This is a genomic window from Frateuria sp. sgz306004 (genome assembly GCF_057750885.1).
Map to the genome: position 1 here is coordinate 376,546 of NZ_JBYLFE010000004.1, position 16,783 is coordinate 393,328.

The window sequence follows — 16,783 nt, forward strand, 5'->3', positions numbered from 1 at the left end:
CCTATGTATCGCTGCAAACACCGCGACATCTATCGCACCGTCAAGGTAACGCTATTAGTGGGGGCTTGCCTTGCCTTTGGCTCGCCCGCCTCGATCGCCGAACCATCGTCCCCGGCACCGGCAAATACATCGGTCGACATCGCCATCATCGGCGGGCGAGTCATCGATCCGGAAACAAAACTGGATGCTGTGCGCAATGTAGGCATCAAAGGTGGCCGTATTGTCGCGGTGACCACCGACAAACTCACCGGCAAGCAAACCATCGATGCGCATGGGCTGGTGGTCGCACCCGGCTTCATCGACCTGCACTCCCACGGCCAGTCCACGGCCGCCGATCGCATGCAGGCGTTCGATGGTGTGACGACTGCCCTGGAGTTGGAGTCGGGTACGCTGCCCATCGCCGAGTGGTATGCGGAGCAGGCAAAGTCAAAGCGGGTACTCAACTACGGCGCCTCCGCAGCCTGGACGTTCGCGCGCATCGAGGTGCTTGAGAAGAAGGCGGCCCAGCCCAACCTCAAGTGGTTCCAGGCCGCATTTTCGCTCAACCATTGGGTGAACGATCCCGCCAGCCCGGAACAGGTCAGCGCCATCACCGGCCTCGTCGAGCAAGGCATCAAGGAAGGCTCGATAGGCATCGGCATCAACGCCGGCTATGCGCCTGGCGGCGGATACAAAGAAGTACTTGCGTTGCACCAGCTTGCTGCCAAGTACGGCGTACCCACGTTCACGCATATCAGTGGCGACTATCCGAATGACCCGATGAGCGCCGCCGAAAGCGTCGGCCAGATCATCTCGTTCTCGGCGGCCACCGGCAGCCAGGATCATATCTGTCACTTCAACAGCAGCAGCCTCAAGGACATCGCGACCACGCGCGGGATGGTGCTCGCGGCGGAAAAGCGCGGCCTGCCGATCACGGTCGAGGCTTACACCTATGGGGCATCGAGCACCACGATCGGTGCGGCGCTATACAGTGAGGAAGCACGCCGTCGAAAGGGCGTGCGCACTCAGGACATCGAGTTCAACGGCAAGGCGCTGAACGATCAGACGTTCACCGACCTGCGCTCCAAGGCGCCAGGATCAGTCGTGGTCTGGCATTTCCTCGACCTACCTGCGGAACAATCCCTGCTGGATCAATCGGTGATGATGCCCGGTGGCGCCATCGCGAGTGACGCCATGCCGTGGATCGACAAAACCACAGGCGATCTCGTCGACCCCGAACAATGGCCCCTGAGTCACAATGCGTTTGCGCACCCGCGCAGCGCCGGCACGTTCACACGATTGCTAGCGCAGTGGGTACGCGAGCGCCATGTGATGACGCTGACGGAAGCCATCCGCAAATCATCGCTGATTCCCGCGCAGATTCTCGAGAAATCCGTTTCGCAAATGGGCAAAAAGGGTCGCCTGCAACAAGGCATGGACGCGGACGTCATCGTTTTCGACCCGCGCACCGTTGAAGACAAGGCGACGTTCACGGAGCCTTACCTGCCCTCCGTCGGCATGAAGTACGTATTGGTCAGCGGTGTCCCCGTTATTTCCGGGGGCGAGTTGATTCTCGATGCGCACCCGGGCGAGCCCGTCAGGCGAAACGTTGCGTCGATCAGCCCGCAAGCGAACGCCAAATGAGTAAAGCCCACGGCTGATGGCCGGTGCCTGCAGCACTCCGGTCCGTAAAGGCCCCGAGGCTGCAGGCTTCCGAGCAGATCAATGGGTGCAGTACGCTTGCATGGAACGTTGCACGCGAAGGTTTCCGAGCGGCATGCATGACCACCTATCCCACCCTCATCGTGCACAACGCACGCATCCACACCGGCGCTGCACACCGTCCCGAGGTGCAAGCGCTGGCGGTTAGCGGCCGTCGTATCGCCGCTGTCGGCACCAATGGTCAGATTCGCTCGCTCGCCGGACCGGCCACCTTGGTGATCGACGCCGACAGACGACGCATCATCCCCGGGTTGATCGACGCTCAGCTGCACCTGGTGCGCATGAGCCAGGACTACAACCTCTCGTTACGCTGGGACAGCGTCCCCACCCTCGCTGAAGCGATGGCCCTGTTGCAGGCGCAGATAGCGCGCACGCCGGCACCTCACTGGGTGCAGGTGGCGGGTGGCTTCAGCCGTCAGCAGTTCGCCGAACGAAAGCTGCCCTCGCTGGACGAACTCAACGCGCTGGCGCCGCATACGCCAGTGTTTCTGCTGCACATGCAGGAGCGCGCCCTGCTCAATCGCGCGGCCTTGCAGGCCTGCGGCTTTTCGCAACTCACGCGTGACCCGCCGGGCGCCCACCTGGAGTGGGATCAGTCTGGCTCGCCCACCGGCCTCCTGATCGCCGCCCCCGACGCCCAGGCGCTCTACGAAGCGCTTGCCCACGCGCCGAACCTTCCGCTGGAATACCGCACCAACGCCACGCGGCAATGCCTGCGAGACCTCAATCGACTCGGCGTGACCAGCGTGATCGATGCGGGTGGCGCGGGGCTGCGTTATCCAGACGATTACCAAGCGCTGGAAGAACTCAGCCAACACCACCTGCTGACCGTGCGCGTGGCCTATCACCTGAGCGCGTCCCACACAGGCGATGAAGCCCACGACTTTGAACACCTGGCGACCTTGGTTCGCCTTGGCGAAGGTGACGAGAGCTTTCGCTGCAACGGCGCCGGCACACTGCTCGCCCACGCCACCGACGATGTGGGCAACTTTGCCCAGCCACGCCCGGATATGTCACCGCAGATGGAAAACGCCCTTGCCTCGGTGCTGCGCCCCTTGATGGCGCGCCATTGGCCGTGGCGCCTGTCGGCAAGCTATGACGAAACCATCGACCGCGTGCTCGACCTGGTCGAGCGCCTGCATGCCGAACAAGCCCCGCACGTGCCGTGGTGGATCGATCGCGCCGAACTCGTGTCCGATCGCAATCTGCAGCGCATCGCCAGCCTTGGCGGCGGTGTGTGCATCCAGTCGCATCTGGCCTATCAAGGCGAAATCTTCGCCGAACGCTACGGACCACGTGCGGCGGCAAGCGCACCGCCGTTGCGACGCATGCTGGAGCTCGGCTTGCCCGTGGGCGTGGGCACCGGCGGACCGCATCTGGCCAGCTACGACCCGTGGGTGACACTCCATTGGCTATGCACCGGCCAGAGTTGCAGCGGACGTGTGCTGCGCCCGCCCGAACAATGCGTGGACCGTGCAAGCGCGCTCGCGCTCCTTACGCGCGCCAATACGTGGTTCACCGAGGAATCCGGCGGCAAGGGCCAGCTGGACATCGGGCAACTGGCGGACTTCGCCCTGCTTTCCCAGGACTATTTCGAGATCGAGCCCGCGGCGATACCGCACACTGTGGCCGAACTCACCGTGATGGATGGGCGCGTGGTTTATGCCGACGGCCCCTTCCGCGAACTCGATACGCCACCGCCTGCCGCCTTGCCCGAATGGTGCCCCGTGCGCCACGGTAGCCGGTGCTGGCGCCCCGCCGCTGCGGCCGCTCGCAACCAGGCATCGATCAGCGCCGCGCGCTAAATGATCGGGTCACGCGTTGCGAAACGATGTCGCACCCGTCGCTTTCCTGGCGTCGAAGGGTTCATCATGATGGGCGGTAATGCATGCCCATTGGAATCCCTTCATGGCCTTGTTCCCGCAACCCAACGAAGTTGGTATCGCCACCTTGGTGGATCGCTTCTATGACAAGGTGCGCGCCGATGAGCACCTGGGCCCGGTGTTCGATCAGGCGGTGCACGACTGGCCCGCGCACAAGGTGGTGCTGCGCGACTTCTGGTCCTCCATGATCCTGCGCACCGGGCGCTACCAGGGCAATCCCATGCGCATGCACCGAGCCTTGTCGCCCTTCCCACAGGCACTATTCCATCGCTGGCTCACGCTGTGGCGCGACACCGCGCGTGAAGTGTTCGACGCACCCACGGCCGAGCTGTTCATCGGCGCCGCCGAGCGGGTGGCGCAAGGTCTGAGCATGGGGCTCGGCCAAGGTCGGCTCTCCCTCCAGCATCCGTCGCGTGTGCTTGGCTCCTTGCACATCGTGTCTGGCTGAGTCGCGCCCCGGCGGAGCGCACGTCACGGGCGGGCCGCCGGGTTTTCTGGGAAAATAGCCAGCCGGCGCCGCCCTGTTGGCGCGCCACGTCTGGACAGTGACGCGAATGAGCAAAACGATTGAGCTGGTGGGTTTTGACGGCGACGACACGCTGTGGCACAGCGAGGGCTATTACCAGTCGGCCCACGCCGAGTTCGAGAAGATCATCGGCGCGTACGTCGACCTCGCCAACCTGCAACTGCATGACCAGTTGCTCGCCACCGAACGCCGCAACATCAAGCTGTTCGGATACGGCGCCAAGGGCATGACGCTGTCGATGCTGGAGTCGGCCATCGAGATGACCCAGTCGCGCATCAGTGCCAGCGACCTGCATCGCATCATCGAACTGGGCAAGCAGGTGCTTGCGCATCCGGTGGAGCTGCTGCCGGGCATTCGCGAAGCCGTCGAGGCGGTGGCTGCGCAGCATCGCGTGGTGCTGATCACCAAGGGCGACCTGTTCCACCAGGAGCAGAAGGTGGCCAGCAGTGGGCTTGCCGATCTGTTCCATCGCATCGAGATCGTCTCCGAGAAGGACGAGCGCGCCTACCGCAATGTGCTCGAAGAGTTCGACCTCACGCCGCAGCAGTTCGCCATGGTGGGCAACTCGCTACGCTCGGATATCGCGCCGGTGGTGCAGCTGGGTGGCTGGGGCGTGTACATGCCTTACCACGTGACCTGGGCGCACGAGACAGACACCGATTTCACCGACCAGGAATCGCGCGTCGTGCAGGTGGAAGCCCCTGCCGGCATCGCCCGCGCGCTCGCCGAGCTGCAAAGCCGTGCCATCGCCTGAGCTCAACGCGGGCACACCCGTGGTCAGCGAAGCACCCGCTTCGCACCTCGCTGAGGATCAGGCACGCCTGCGCGCCTTCATCCAGGCACACCCTCGCCTGTTCGTGCTCACCGGCGCGGGTTGCAGCACCGACTCGGGCATCCCCGATTACCGCGACGTGGACGGCGGCTGGAAGCGCGCGCAGCCGGTTACCTATCAGGCCTTCATGGGCGACACGCACACGCGGCAACGTTACTGGGCGCGTAGCCTGGTGGGCTGGCGCCGCTTCGGTCGTGCCCGCCCCAACGCCACCCATCACGCCCTGGCGCGTCTGGAACAGCAAGGCCATGTGGTGACCCTGCTCACGCAGAACGTGGATGGCCTGCACCAGGCGGCCGGCCAGCGTCACGTGATCGACTTACACGGCAGGCTCGACGAGGTGCGTTGCATGTCGTGCGCACTGCGCCTGCCGCGAGACAGCTTTCAGCAACAACTGCTGGCTCGCAACCCCGCATGGGCCGCACTGGATGCTGGCGACGCGCCCGATGGCGATGCGGATCTGGAAGGCCACGATTTCGCGCAGTTCATGGTGCCGCCATGCCCCGCCTGTGGCGGCGTGATGAAACCCGACGTGGTGTTCTTTGGGGAAAACGTGCCACGCGATCGCGTTGACGCCGCTATCACATCGCTGAACGCCGCGGACGGCGTGCTGGTGGTGGGTTCCTCGCTGATGGTGTTTTCCGGCTACCGGTTCGTGGCGGCGGCCGCGCGTGAAGGCAAGCCGATTGCCGCGGTAAACCTGGGCCGCACCCGCGGCGACCCGTTGCTCACGCTGAAGGTGGAACAGCCCTGTGCGGCAGCGCTAGCGTTTATCGCCTGATGGCGCGACAGCGCGTCACTCGCGCCATATGACAATTTGATGCAAAGTAGACGTCCCGGACATTTGGTAACCACCCCATGCGTGCCAGGCTGCAGCATCAGGTTGCGCAACCCCGCGTCACCGAGACCAAGCGAAAACCGCGAGCGGCCAGCCCTTCGGTATTCGAGCAGATTCGACAGGCCGTGGATGGCCACCTCGCCAAGGCGAGCGATGCACGCAAGCGATTGCTCGAAGGTTCCTACGACCCCAAGCTGCTGCATGCATGGCGCGTCAGCCTGCGACGCGTCACCGCCACACTGAGCGACCTAGCCAAGCTGTCCGACGACAATCTGAGCGATGTGCTCGCCTATCTGCGTCAATGCCGTGAAGCCACCGGCGCCTGCCGCGATCTAGACATCCTTGTGCAGGAAACCCTGCCCGGCTTTGCCGCGGAAGAAAGCGGCAAGCAGGCCAAGCTGAGCGCGGTGCAAGCTCATCTGTTGAAACGCCAGCAAGAGACGCGTCGCCAGGCCATGGCGGCGCTACATAAATTCAGCCTTGCAGCCCCCGTTCGCGCGTGGAGGCACTGGGCCGACGCACTGGAGCCGCCCACGGATCGCACCATGCAAAAGGCTGCAGCAGTGGCCATCGAGCGACGTTTTGTGACGCTCAAGAAACGCATGGCGAAACTCGATGGTGGCCAGAAACGCCTGCATCGCCTGCGCGCAGCGGCCAAGAAGCTGCGGTATAGCATCGAGCTGTATCAGCACGCGTTCCCCAAGCACGCCACTGCGGCGTGGCTCAAACAACTGGCGGATCTTCAAACCCACCTGGGCGAGGCCCACGACCGCATGATGGGGCGCCAGCTTTTCGGCGAACTCGTCGACACCGAGCACGGCGACGCGGTCCGCAAACCCTTCCGGCGCTGGAGCAAACGCACCGGCTACCAGGCCGCCGAACAGGCGATGCACTCGCTCGCCAAACTGGACGAACTAAGCCCGTATTGGCGTCATCGCGCACATTGATTGGCGCGACCTGGGGAAGGTCTGGTCAGGCGACATGCTGCTGGTCACTCCTGTGAACCCTAAAAGAGGGGCAAGAGCGGGAGACACCTTTCAACAACCAAAGACCTGACCTTCAGCCGGAGAGCCGGTATTCCGGGCCTCCGCGCTCTAGGAAGTGCAGGCGCTGGATGACCAGCCCTTTGGCTGTCAAAAGGCGGCTCCAGCATTTGTTGGAATGACGACCTGGATCAAAGCATCTTCAGCGGCGCGCGCGAAAGAATTCCCGGAGCATCACGGACGACTCTTCCGCCAGCAGGCCACCTTCTACCGCAATGCGATGGTTGTGACGTTCGGACACCAGAGTGTCGAACACACTACCCGCCGCGCCGGTCTTGGGGTCGGTCGCCGCATACACCACGCGCCCGATGCGGGCATGCACCAGCGCCATGGCGCACATCGCGCAAGGCTCCAGCGTGACGTACAAGGTGGCGCCCGGCATGCGGTAGTTGCTCAGCTTTTCGCCGGCAGCGCGCAGCGCCATGATTTCGGCGTGCGCACTGGGGTCATTGAGCGTGATGTTGCGGTTCCAGCCCAGCCCGATGATGTCCTCGCCCTGCACCAGCACGGCACCCACCGGCACCTCGTTCTCGGCATCGCGCGCATGCGCCGCCAGTTGCAGGGCGCGACGCATATAGGCCTCGTCCTCGGCGGTGAACGGCGTAGCGGGCGAGAGTTCGTCAGTCATCGGGATCAAGGGCGGCGTGCACGGCGCGCCATTCTATCGTCCGAGCGCCGCCCGTGCCGCGTTCACCCGCCACGTGCACGGCCTGGAGTGCAATAGCCTTCCCACTCCCGATGGAAGCGCCTGCCATGTCACCCATGCCCGCCCCCACCGCCATGATCATCGGCGCCTCCCGCGGCCTGGGGCTGGGCCTCGTGCAGGAGTACCTGCGGCGCGGCTGGCACGTGATCGCCACGGTGCGCGGCGACAAGCCCGGCGCCCTGCACGAGCGACTGGCCACGGCGGGCGGCCGGCTGGAGATCGAGTCGCTGGACATTAACTCACCCGCCCAGCTGGAGCTGTTGCAGCAGCGCCTGGAGGGCCGCCGCGTCGACCTGCTGTTCGTCAATGCCGGCGTGGCCATCGAGGCCGAGAAGCACATAGGCGAGGTCAGCACCGATGCCTTCGTGGACACCATGGTGACCAACGCGCTCAGCCCCATGCGCGTCATCGAGGCACTGGCGCCCCTGGTATCGGCCACCGGAAGCATCGTCGCCATGTCCTCCGGGCTGGCCAGTGTCAGCGGCAACGTGGACGGCGGCTGGGAGGTCTATCGCGCCAGCAAGGCGGCGCTGAACACCTTGATGCGCTGCTTTGCGGCCCGCCATGCCGGCGACACCCGCTCGTTGTTCCTGATTGCCCCGGGTTGGGTGCGCACCGACATGGGCGGGCCAGAAGCCGTGCTGTCAGTGGAGGAGAGCATCCCGCGCGTGGTCGATGTGATCACTGCCCACGAGGGCCAGCACGGCCTCCGCTTCCTCGATTACCGGGGCGACACCGTGCCTTGGTAAAAGCCCGAAAGAAAAAGCCCGAACTTCAATAGGTTGAGGAACCTTGTTGAAGTTCGGGCCGGATCAGGCAGCTAGGGAAGGTCTGATTGAACGACATTTTGCTCGTCATTCCTGCGAAAGCAGGAATCCAGTGCCTTTGCCTTTAAGCGTTTACAGACTCGGGATCCCAGCTTTCGCTGGGATGACGATCAAAATCAGAGTATCCCTAGGGGACTCACTCCCACTCGATCATCAACAGGTCTCGCAAGCCCGCGTGGTTAAAGGGATTTGCGATGATCGACATGGGCCATTACCGTCGCTTTTACCGTCATCCGACAAGAGCTTCGTTTGACGCGCTAGATGGAAGAACTTGAGGGGCGACAACTCTTGCGACACCATAGTCAATCGCCATCTAGGATACCGCATACAAGCCCAGCGGTCCTCTTCCAATCATCACTTCATCGAGAGCTTGGGAGCCACCTGCCCTCCCCTCTTGAAACCACGATCCCCCGCGATGAACGCCTCCAGCATGTGCGGGATCAGTGTCGTGGCATCGACCGCTTCGCCATAGGTCTGCGCGTGTAGCGCCGCGTAGCGGTCGAGATCGGCCTTGAGGCTGGCCGGGCACGCGAAGGTCAGCTTGATGCTTTCGGTTTTGGGCAGCGGCCCCAGCCGCAGCTTCTTGGTCGTGCTCATCGAGAAGTCCCCCGGTTGAAGAACAGCGGCTGGTACGGCCGCAGCACCAGGTCGCGGTTGACGATGATGCGCACCGGCAGGCCCGGCCGCTCGGTCAAGGTAGGCTGGATGTTGAGGTTGCGCCGGGTCATCTCCTGGCCGGCCTGGTTCACGCTGTCCTGCAAGCTGTCGCGTCCGGCGATGATGACGCGATCACCGTTGCGGTTCTCCGGCGCGGCCAGCTCGGCGCCGACGCCCAGCAGCGTCGTCAGCGCCGCGCCGGCAACGATGCGATCCCAATGCCAATCGACGCCATCCTCCAGGCCGGCGTAGCCGGCCGGGTCGGTGCCAGCAAGGTTGTCCAGCGTCAGGGAAGACGTGTCCGGAAGGATGATGCGATTCCACACCACCTGCACGCGGCTTTGCCCGTAGGCGACCTGGCTGTTGTATTTGCCAAAGATGCGCGACCCCTGCGGGATCAGTAGATAGCGGCCGGTCGCGGTGTCGTACACCGGCTCCGTCACTGTGCCTATCACGTCGCCCGGCAAGTCCGACTTGATGCCTGTCACCAGCGCCGCCGCGATCACTGTCCCCGCCATCACCTCATACGGCGAGGTCGGCATTTGCAGGTTGCCGGAATTACGGGTTTCCGTGGTTCCGGCTTTCTGGAACGCCTCTTTCTGGTCTTGCCGGTTCTGCACGGCAGTTGGGTCAGTAGGCTGCGCCGCTGTCGAGGCCGGCCCCGCAGCCTGCGGATCGAAGCCCGCCAAGCCAGATGTCGGACCGGCAGCAGCCACCTGCGCCGACGCGGTTGCGGCGTGCTGGTTGCTGGAGCGGAAGAACACTGTCGATCCCGCAGCCGCTTCCGCCTCCTTGCGCCGTGCGTCACGCTCGGCCGCGCTGGGGTCTTGGCCGGGCGGCGTGTAGCTGGCCACCGCCGGTTGTGACTTCACGATTGCCGGCCCCAAGTCGCCGGGCAACGGCGGCCCCAGCTCTGGCACCTTGGGCGGTAGCTTGGAGTAATCGGCGGGAAGCTGGTCCAGTCCTTCGGAGCGCGAGACGCGATCGACGTTGTAAAGCTCGGCCGGCTCGTTGCCGCCGCGCCGATGCGCCGGCTGCAACGACCACATGGTTGCGCCCAGCACGGCGACGCCGAGGCCGCCGGTCAGCAGCGCCAGCGTGCGACGATTGAGCCGCGTTACCGGGCGCGGCTGCGCACGCAGCGCCACGTTCTCAGGCGCGACCTTTGGCGCAGCGTCGGGAATGGGCACGTCCGGGGTGTCGTCCTGGCTCATGGTCATTTCCCCTTCGTACCGTCCGTGCGCTCGATGCGCACCACGTCGCCCTTGTCGCCGCCCAGGCGCAGTTCGGCTGCGCCGAACAGCCGGTCCACGATGTAGTACGGGGCGCGGAAGCGGTAGTTCACCAGTTGCCCATCACCCTGCGCGCCGATGACGAACAGCGGAGGCAGCTCGCCTTGCGCGATGCCAGGAGGGAACTGGATATAGACCTTCTCGCCGTCATCGAAAGCGCGCAGCGGCTTCCAAGGCGGATTGCTGCCGCTGACCGCGTAGCGAAAGCGGATCTTCTCCAGCGATAGGCCAGTATCGACCGGCGCTGCCGCTTGCGCGGCCTGATCCTGACGCTGCAAGGCAAGCATCTGGTCTTTCGGATACTCCCATGACACTGACGCCATCCACGCCTTGTCAGTCGATGTCAGCTCGATCAGGTAGGTGCGTCGGCTGGTGGTGATGACCAGATTCGTCTTGAGGCCCGAGCGGATCGGCTTGACCAACACGCTGACACGCAGCGAGTTGCCGGCGCCGCTGGACGTGTCGCCGACAATCCAGCGTACCGTGTCGCCGGCGGCGACCGTCACCAACTCCTCGCCGGGTTGGAGCGAAATCACCGTGACGCGCCCCGGCGCCGCATAGACCTGGTACAGCGCGCCATCGGTGAAGGGCCAGACCTGGATCGCATTGACATAGCCCTCGCGCGTGGGTGCCATGCGCGCTTCGGCGTTCGCACGCGATACGCGCAAGGTTTCGTCGGCAGGTTCCGGCGCTGGCTTGGCCTCATCCACTTCCGGCAGCGGCTTCATCTGCGCCGGCATCGGCAACACCTTCGGCACCGCCACCACTTCAACAGGCTTCGGCGGTTCGGGCAGCGGTTGTGCCTGCACCGGCTCGTCGAGAGAAATGCGCGGTGGTGGCTTGCCCTGCGAGGCGCAGCCCGACAGGGCCGCCAAGGTCAGCACGAAAGCGTGAAAGCGGAAAGACTGGTTCATGGCTTGGCTCCTTCGGACGCATCGAGTTCACGGCTCCACGACAGGCCGTTGACGTAGATACCCAGCGGGTTCTTGCGCAGGCGTTGCTCGGTGCGCGGGGTTTGCAGGACGATGGAGACCACGGCGTTCCAGCGTTCGGCACCGGCCGGCGCGCCGTTGACGAATCGCTGCTCGGTCCAGCGCACATTGAACGACGAGTCGCTGGCACGAACGACGCTGGTGATCTGCACCGTCACCGACTCCTTGCCGACGCGCGCAAACGGGTCATTGGTGCGCGCGTAGTCGTTGAGCACGGCCGCGCCTCGGTCGGTGGTGTAGTCGTAGGCGTCGAGCCAGTTCTGCCGCACCACGATCGGGTCGATGGACAGCGAGCGAACCAGCGTGATGAAGTGCGCGAGGTGGTAGGCGATCTGCGCATCGGCCGGCCGGTACGGCGTGGCGGCTTCGCCGACCGCGCGCACCTGACCGGACTTGTCCACCTCCACTACATAGGGCGTCACGATGGATTGCGCCGAACGCCACACCAGACCGCCGGCCATCAGCAGCGCAAGCACGAGGCAGCCGAAGGCCATCAGCCGCCAGTTCTTCGCCTGCACACGGGCCGAGCCGATGCGCTCGTCCCACGCCTGCGCGGCGGATTGATACGGAGTGGCAGGCTGCGGCGTATCGGCATAGCGCACCTGCGGTCGCTTGAATCGCATAGGTCGTTCTCCTCAAGAATCGGAATCGCCCAGGCTTGGGCCTTGCGCCGAGCCACCGCCGTCTCCGCCGCGCAGCGTGTGCGCGGCGGTGGTCGCGGCATGGGCGATTTGCTGGCGACGATGCAGGCGCTTGGCCCAAGCAGGTTGCTTTTGATCGGCAGCAGCCGAGGACGGGCCGGTTTCGGATGCGCTCGCTTCGGCAGACCCGCCAGCAGCCGTGCCACCCTCGCCACGGAATGCACCGGCAACTCGCTCGCCGAATGCGCGTGCGCCGGCGGCGACTTTCTGCCCGGCAGCCTGTGCGCCAGTCTTTGCGACGTTGCCTACACCTGCGGCGGCGCCCTTTAAGCCGCCTCCCGCAGCAGCGGAACCGGCCTGGAACGCCGACCGCGCGCTGCTGGCAGTTGAGGCGGCGGCACGCGCGCCGCTACCAATCGCGCCAGCGGCGGCGGGTGCCATGCGCGCCCCGGCCGCGACCGCACCACCAACGCCAGTGGCCGCCGCACCGATGGCGACGGCGGTTCCCGCCGCGCCCAAGGCCGCACCAGCCATCGCACCAGCGCCGAGTTGTGGGCCGCCAGAAATCAACCCTGTGGCGATGCCCGGCCCGAAGATGCCGAGCGCCAGCATGGCGAGCGAGGCCAACATCACGACCAGCGCGTGGTCGATAGAAGGTTCGTCGGGCGTAACCTGGAACTCGGCGAACAAGCCCGTGCCAATGCCGACAATGACCGCCAGCACCAATACCTTGATGCCCGACGACACCACGTTGCCGAGCACCTTTTCCGCGAGGAACGCGGTCTTGTTCCAGAGGGCGAACGGCACCAGCACGAAGCCGGCGAGCGTGGTCAGCTTGAACTCGATCAGCGTGATGAAAAGCTGCACCGCCAGCACGAAGAAGCAGACGATGACGGTGAACCACGCGAGGAACATCACGACGATGGGCGTGATGTTGATGAACACCTCGGGGAAGCCGGCCATCTCGCTGATCTGGTCGAGGATCGGCGCCGCCGCGTCGATGCCGGTCTTGGCGAGATGCCCCGGTTGCAGGAACGTCTCCATGCTCACGGCCGAGCCAGTGGCCGTCAGGCCCAGGCCGGCGAACGAGCGGAACACGATGCCGGCCAGCATGTTGAAGTTGCCGATGATGTAGGCGAAGGCGCCGACGTAGAGCACCTTGCGGATGAGCTTCGCCATCACGTCTTCGCCCTGCCCAGTGGCGTGACCGAGCGCCCAATACAGCCCGGCAAGCGTCATGTCGATCGCCACCAACGTCGCGGTCAGGAACGCAACCTCGCCACGCAGCAGGCCGAAGCCGGAGTCGATGTAGTTGGAAAAGACGTTGAGGAAATGGTCGATGATTGAGACGTCGTTCATGGCTCTGCCTCCAACGGCGCGTCTGGCCCGTCGAAGCTGGCCGGGATCGGCGGCAGGTCGGCCAGCGTTTGGTATTCATCGGGCCCGGCGCGCCCGGAGAGGAAGCGGCGCAGGTCGGCTTGTGCGACCTGCGCGCAGAACGCGCCGTCATGCTCGCCACGCCGGCACTGCGCAAGCAGCGTGTGCAGCCGTGTTGGGTCGGTGGCCAGTGCATCGACCGACAGCGCGTGTGGCCGGTCGCAGCCAGCTAGCAGGCACGTGATGGCGAACAGGACGGACGCGCGTTTCATGGCTGTGCCCGTCAGTTGCCGTAGAAGGTCACGGGCTGCGGTGTATACGCCGTGCCGGTGCCGAGGAAGCGCCGCGTCACCTCGCGGCCGCGCTCGACGGCGGCGGCCTGGCGTGCCAGTTCCAGCGACGTGGCGCGCCCCTGCGTAAGCTGAAGCTGCTGCGTCTGGATGGACTGCTTGGCCTGCAAGGCGAGAAGCTGATTCGTCGCTTGCATGGCCTGCAAGGCGCCCGTGGCCGACTGGCTCTGGCCGACCAGATCGGTCAGCGTGCTTTCGTCTGCGATTACGTTCTGCGACACCTGCGCCTGCATCCGCATCGAGGTCTGCAAGCCTTCGAGCGTGTTCTGCCAACGCTGATGCGCGTCCTGGTACATCTGGTTGCCGCTGACGGTGGCGGCGTACTGCTCCGGGTACAGGCGCGCGAACTGTTGATCCATGCTCTGCACCTGGAACGCCAACCCTTGCGCCTGGGCGATGAGCTGCTGGGTGGTCGCCAGGTTCGTGCGCAACTGGCTGACCACGTTGAACGGCAGACTCTCCAGGTTGCGCGCTTGATTTATCAGCGACTGCGCTTGATTCTGGAGTTGCCTGACCTGGTTGTTGATCTGCTCCAGCGTGCGCGCGGCGGTCATCGTGTTCTGCACGAGGTTGGTCGCGTCGATGACGGCCCATTGCGCGTGCGCAGCAGGCATGACGCCGACGAACGCAGCGACAGCGAGGGCGAGAAGGCGAATCTTCATGGCGAAATTTCCTGTGGTTGTGAAGCGAGGAAGGACACGGCGGATGGCGCGGACGGCAGCAGGTTGGCCGCCCAATCGAGGCCGCGGTGGCGCAGCCAGGCGCCGGCGAAGCCCGGTGCTCCGGCGTCGTTCAGCACGCGGTCGATGGCGCGCTGGTCTTGGGGTGTCGAAGCGCCCGCGAACGCGAGCGCGACCGGCCCCAGGTCGAGGTCGAACAGGCGATTGCCTGCGCGGGATTGGTAGTAGTAGTCGCGCTTGGGCTGCGCGGTGGCGACGATCTCGATCTGGCGGTTGTTGAGGCCGAAGCCTTCGTAGATCGTGCGAATCTGCGGCTCGGTGGCCTGCGGGTTCGGGAGGAAGATGCGGCTGGCGCAACTCTCGATGATCGCGGGCGCGATGCTGGAATCCTTGATGTCGGCGAGCGACTGCGTGGCGAAGATGACGCTGACGTTCTTCTTGCGCAGCGTCTTGAGCCACTGGCGGATGCGCGCTGCAAACACCGGGTCATCCAGGAACAGCCAGGACTCGTCGAGGATCAGCAGCGTCGGTGCGCCGTCGAAACGCTCCTCGAAGCGCGCGAACAGATAGCCCAGCACGGCCAGCACTGCGGCCTTGCTGTGCATCAGTTCTTCCATCTCGAAGCACTGCACGTCGGCCGCGCCCAGCCGGTCGTGATCGGCGTCGAGCAGCTTGCCGTGCGCACCGCCGAGCACATACGGCGCAAGCGCCTGGCGCAGCGCGTTCGACTGCAACAGTACCGACAGGCCCGTGAGCGTGCGCTGTTCGACCGGCGCGCCGGCAAGGCTGCCGAGCGCCGACCAAATGGCCGCCTTCTCGTCGGGGCCGATGGCGACGCCTTCATGTTGCAGGCGACCTTCAACCCATTCGGCGGCCCAGGTGCGGTAGCTCTCTTGGTCGATGCGCGCGAGCGGTTGGAACGCGATCGCGCCATCGGCACCCAGGTCATAGTATTCGCCGCCCAGGCCCAGCGCGGTCGCCCGCATCGAGCGTCCCATGTCGAAGGCGAAGATGCGGGAGCCGGGATAGCGGCGGAATTGCATCGCCAGCGTGGCGAGCAGGACGGACTTGCCCATGCCGGTCGGGCCGGCGACCAGCATGTGGCCCACGTCGCCGATGTGTGTCACCAGCCGAAACGGCGTGGCGCCTTCGGTGCGGGTGACGATCAGCGGCGGGCCGTCAAGGTGGTCGTTCTTCTCCGGTCCAGCCCACACCGCTGATACCGGCATCAGGTGCGCGAGGTTCAGCGTCGAGACGATGGGCTGGCGCACGTTGGCGTAGGTATTGCCCGGCACCGACGACAGCCACGCCTCCACGGAATTGAGGGTTTCGGGAATGGTCACGAAGCCCCGACCCTGAATCACGCGCTCCACCATGCGCAGTTTCTCGTCGGCCGTGTCGGCATCGGCATCGAGCACCGTCACGGTCGCCGTGACGTAGCCGAAGGCGACTTGATCGCTGCCCAGCTCCTGCAGGGCCGCATCGGCGTCGGCCGCCTTGTTGCTCGCGTCGGTATCGACCAGCGGGCTCTCTTGCTGGAAGATCGTTTCGCGCAGCAGCGCCAGGACGTTCTTGCGCTTGGCGAACCACTGGCGTCGCAGGCGGACCAGCTCCTTCTCGGCCTCTGCCTTATCCATGCAGAGAAAGCGCGTGCTCCAGCGATACGCGAAGCCAAGCCGGTTGAGGTCGTCCAGAATCCCCGGCCAGGTCGAGGTCGGAAAGCCGCGCACCGTCACGACGCGCAGGTGCGCATCTCCAAGCATCGGCGCGAGGCCGCCGATCAGCGGCGCGTCCGCCAGCAATGCGTCGAGGTGGAACGGCACGTCCGGCACGCCGATGCGGTAGCGCCGCGTCGAGACAGTCGCGTGCAGGTAAGTCAGTGTTTCGGCGTCGTCGAGCCAGTCGATTTCGGGCATCACGCCATCGAGCAGGTCGAAGATGCGCCCGGTTTCCGCGACGAATGCAGTCAGGCGTTCGCGCCAATCCACACCTGCGCTTGGCGTGTTCTCGTACAGCAGCTTGGCGGCACGAGCCCGAGATTCCTCCGGCGGCAGGTATTGCAGCGTGAGGTGATAGCCGCTCTCGAAGTGGTTGCCGGATTCCTCGAAGGTTGCGCGCCGTTCCTCGTCCACCAGCCACGACAGCGGCTCGGGGAAATCCGAATGCGGATAGTCCGCTGCCGGCCGGCGCTCGGCTTCGACGAACAGCGCCCAGCCGACACCGAGACGGCGCAGTGCATTGTTCAAGCGCGCGGTCGTGGCGACCAGCTCGCCTTGTGTCGCGCTATCGAGGTCAGGCCCGCGAAAACGTGCAGTGCGCTGAAAGCTGCCATCCTTGTTCAGCACGACGCCGGGCGCGACCAGCCCGGCCCACGGCAGCCAATCGGCGAGCAAAGCCGGACGCTGGCGGTATTCGGCGAGGTTGAGCATCGTGGCGTC

17 protein-coding genes are annotated in these 16,783 nt (G+C 65.1%); 7 read left to right on the forward strand and 10 right to left on the reverse strand.

Features of this window, described 5'->3' with window-relative positions:
* Nucleotides 1-54 precede the first annotated feature (54 nt).
* Nucleotides 55-273 carry a hypothetical protein gene (locus tag AC3G2C_RS10720; RefSeq protein WP_488384733.1) on the reverse strand — a complete coding sequence of 73 codons (219 nt, stop codon included), beginning with the start codon at nucleotides 271-273 and terminating at the stop codon, nucleotides 55-57.
* On the opposite strand from AC3G2C_RS10720, the gene AC3G2C_RS10725 reads away from it, so the two are divergent.
* The 6 genes from AC3G2C_RS10725 (at nucleotide 181) to AC3G2C_RS10750 (ending at nucleotide 6,727) form a co-directional block, all read left to right on the forward strand.
* Complete coding sequence (locus AC3G2C_RS10725) at nucleotides 181-1,623, forward strand: amidohydrolase family protein (RefSeq protein ID WP_488384730.1); 1,443 nt, start codon at nucleotides 181-183, stop codon at nucleotides 1,621-1,623. The two genes, AC3G2C_RS10720 and AC3G2C_RS10725, sit on opposite strands and share 93 nt — an antisense overlap.
* A gap of 137 nt (nucleotides 1,624-1,760) precedes the next feature.
* Nucleotides 1,761-3,506 (forward strand): amidohydrolase, encoded by a 1,746-nt coding sequence (locus tag AC3G2C_RS10730; RefSeq protein WP_488384616.1) that lies wholly within the window; start codon nucleotides 1,761-1,763, stop codon nucleotides 3,504-3,506.
* A gap of 103 nt (nucleotides 3,507-3,609) precedes the next feature.
* Entirely contained in the window at nucleotides 3,610-4,032 is a 423-nt protein-coding gene (locus tag AC3G2C_RS10735; protein WP_488384617.1) for a group III truncated hemoglobin, read from the forward strand.
* Nucleotides 4,033-4,138: 106 nt separating this feature from the next.
* Nucleotides 4,139-4,864, forward strand: a complete 726-nt coding sequence (locus AC3G2C_RS10740; protein ID WP_488384618.1) for an HAD family hydrolase — start codon at nucleotides 4,139-4,141, stop codon at nucleotides 4,862-4,864.
* A gap of 19 nt (nucleotides 4,865-4,883) precedes the next feature.
* Complete coding sequence (locus AC3G2C_RS10745) at nucleotides 4,884-5,723, forward strand: NAD-dependent protein deacetylase (protein WP_488384731.1); 840 nt, start codon at nucleotides 4,884-4,886, stop codon at nucleotides 5,721-5,723.
* Nucleotides 5,724-5,800: 77 nt separating this feature from the next.
* On the forward strand, nucleotides 5,801-6,727 hold the full coding sequence (locus AC3G2C_RS10750; RefSeq protein ID WP_488384619.1) for a CHAD domain-containing protein: 927 nt from the start codon (nucleotides 5,801-5,803) through the stop codon (nucleotides 6,725-6,727).
* 238 nt (nucleotides 6,728-6,965) lie between these two features.
* Here the strand turns inward: AC3G2C_RS10750 and tadA are convergent, their stop codons facing one another.
* Nucleotides 6,966-7,451 (reverse strand): tRNA adenosine(34) deaminase TadA, encoded by a 486-nt coding sequence (gene tadA / locus AC3G2C_RS10755; RefSeq protein WP_488384620.1) that lies wholly within the window; start codon nucleotides 7,449-7,451, stop codon nucleotides 6,966-6,968.
* Between the two features lie 125 nt (nucleotides 7,452-7,576).
* On the opposite strand from tadA, the gene AC3G2C_RS10760 reads away from it, so the two are divergent.
* Nucleotides 7,577-8,278, forward strand: a complete 702-nt coding sequence (locus tag AC3G2C_RS10760) for an SDR family NAD(P)-dependent oxidoreductase (protein WP_488384621.1) — start codon at nucleotides 7,577-7,579, stop codon at nucleotides 8,276-8,278.
* 432 nt (nucleotides 8,279-8,710) lie between these two features.
* Here AC3G2C_RS10760 and AC3G2C_RS10765 read toward each other — a convergent pair whose 3' ends face one another.
* From AC3G2C_RS10765 to trbE, 8 genes are read right to left on the reverse strand one after another with little or no spacing between them, the layout of a single operon-like run.
* Entirely contained in the window at nucleotides 8,711-8,953 is a 243-nt protein-coding gene (locus AC3G2C_RS10765; RefSeq protein WP_035882079.1) for a DUF2274 domain-containing protein, read from the reverse strand.
* Entirely contained in the window at nucleotides 8,950-10,227 is a 1,278-nt protein-coding gene (locus AC3G2C_RS10770; protein WP_488384622.1) for a TraB/TrbI/VirB10 family type IV secretion system protein, read from the reverse strand. Before AC3G2C_RS10770 ends, AC3G2C_RS10765 begins: the two co-directional genes overlap by 4 nt.
* A gap of 2 nt (nucleotides 10,228-10,229) precedes the next feature.
* The gene (gene trbG, locus AC3G2C_RS10775) at nucleotides 10,230-11,219 is read right to left on the reverse strand and encodes a P-type conjugative transfer protein TrbG (protein WP_488384623.1); all 990 of its coding nucleotides are present in this window, start codon (nucleotides 11,217-11,219) and stop codon (nucleotides 10,230-10,232) included.
* On the reverse strand, nucleotides 11,216-11,920 hold the full coding sequence (gene trbF, locus AC3G2C_RS10780) for a conjugal transfer protein TrbF (protein ID WP_005413072.1): 705 nt from the start codon (nucleotides 11,918-11,920) through the stop codon (nucleotides 11,216-11,218). Before trbF ends, trbG begins: the two co-directional genes overlap by 4 nt.
* Nucleotides 11,921-11,932: 12 nt before the next feature.
* On the reverse strand, nucleotides 11,933-13,297 hold the full coding sequence (gene trbL / locus AC3G2C_RS10785) for a P-type conjugative transfer protein TrbL (RefSeq protein WP_488384624.1): 1,365 nt from the start codon (nucleotides 13,295-13,297) through the stop codon (nucleotides 11,933-11,935).
* On the reverse strand, nucleotides 13,294-13,587 hold the full coding sequence (locus tag AC3G2C_RS10790; protein WP_488384625.1) for a hypothetical protein: 294 nt from the start codon (nucleotides 13,585-13,587) through the stop codon (nucleotides 13,294-13,296). The genes trbL and AC3G2C_RS10790 overlap by 4 nt, the downstream gene beginning before the upstream one ends.
* An 11-nt stretch (nucleotides 13,588-13,598) precedes the next feature.
* On the reverse strand, nucleotides 13,599-14,327 hold the full coding sequence (trbJ, locus tag AC3G2C_RS10795) for a P-type conjugative transfer protein TrbJ (protein WP_060121223.1): 729 nt from the start codon (nucleotides 14,325-14,327) through the stop codon (nucleotides 13,599-13,601).
* Complete coding sequence (gene trbE / locus AC3G2C_RS10800) at nucleotides 14,324-16,774, reverse strand: conjugal transfer protein TrbE (protein WP_488384626.1); 2,451 nt, start codon at nucleotides 16,772-16,774, stop codon at nucleotides 14,324-14,326. The genes trbJ and trbE overlap by 4 nt, the downstream gene beginning before the upstream one ends.
* Between the last annotated feature and the right edge of the window lie 9 nt (nucleotides 16,775-16,783).

Bases quoted from the DNA above. Each gene is read 5' to 3' on its own strand.
- AC3G2C_RS10765 (WP_035882079.1), bottom strand. From the start codon at position 8,953: ATGAGCACGACCAAGAAGCTGCGGCTGGGGCCGCTGCCCAAAACCGAA.
- AC3G2C_RS10720 (WP_488384733.1), bottom strand. From the start codon at position 273: ATGCGCATCGATGGTTTGCTTGCCGGTGAGTTTGTCGGTGGTCACCGC.
- tadA (WP_488384620.1), bottom strand. From the start codon at position 7,451: ATGACTGACGAACTCTCGCCCGCTACGCCGTTCACCGCCGAGGACGAG.
- trbL (WP_488384624.1), bottom strand. From the start codon at position 13,297: ATGAACGACGTCTCAATCATCGACCATTTCCTCAACGTCTTTTCCAAC.
- AC3G2C_RS10760 (WP_488384621.1), top strand. From the start codon at position 7,577: ATGTCACCCATGCCCGCCCCCACCGCCATGATCATCGGCGCCTCCCGC.
- AC3G2C_RS10750 (WP_488384619.1), top strand. From the start codon at position 5,801: ATGCGTGCCAGGCTGCAGCATCAGGTTGCGCAACCCCGCGTCACCGAG.
- AC3G2C_RS10730 (WP_488384616.1), top strand. From the start codon at position 1,761: ATGACCACCTATCCCACCCTCATCGTGCACAACGCACGCATCCACACC.
- trbF (WP_005413072.1), bottom strand. From the start codon at position 11,920: ATGCGATTCAAGCGACCGCAGGTGCGCTATGCCGATACGCCGCAGCCT.
- trbJ (WP_060121223.1), bottom strand. From the start codon at position 14,327: ATGAAGATTCGCCTTCTCGCCCTCGCTGTCGCTGCGTTCGTCGGCGTC.
- AC3G2C_RS10735 (WP_488384617.1), top strand. From the start codon at position 3,610: ATGGCCTTGTTCCCGCAACCCAACGAAGTTGGTATCGCCACCTTGGTG.
- AC3G2C_RS10790 (WP_488384625.1), bottom strand. From the start codon at position 13,587: ATGAAACGCGCGTCCGTCCTGTTCGCCATCACGTGCCTGCTAGCTGGC.
- AC3G2C_RS10740 (WP_488384618.1), top strand. From the start codon at position 4,139: ATGAGCAAAACGATTGAGCTGGTGGGTTTTGACGGCGACGACACGCTG.
- trbE (WP_488384626.1), bottom strand. From the start codon at position 16,774: ATGCTCAACCTCGCCGAATACCGCCAGCGTCCGGCTTTGCTCGCCGAT.
- trbG (WP_488384623.1), bottom strand. From the start codon at position 11,219: ATGAACCAGTCTTTCCGCTTTCACGCTTTCGTGCTGACCTTGGCGGCC.
- AC3G2C_RS10770 (WP_488384622.1), bottom strand. From the start codon at position 10,227: ATGAGCCAGGACGACACCCCGGACGTGCCCATTCCCGACGCTGCGCCA.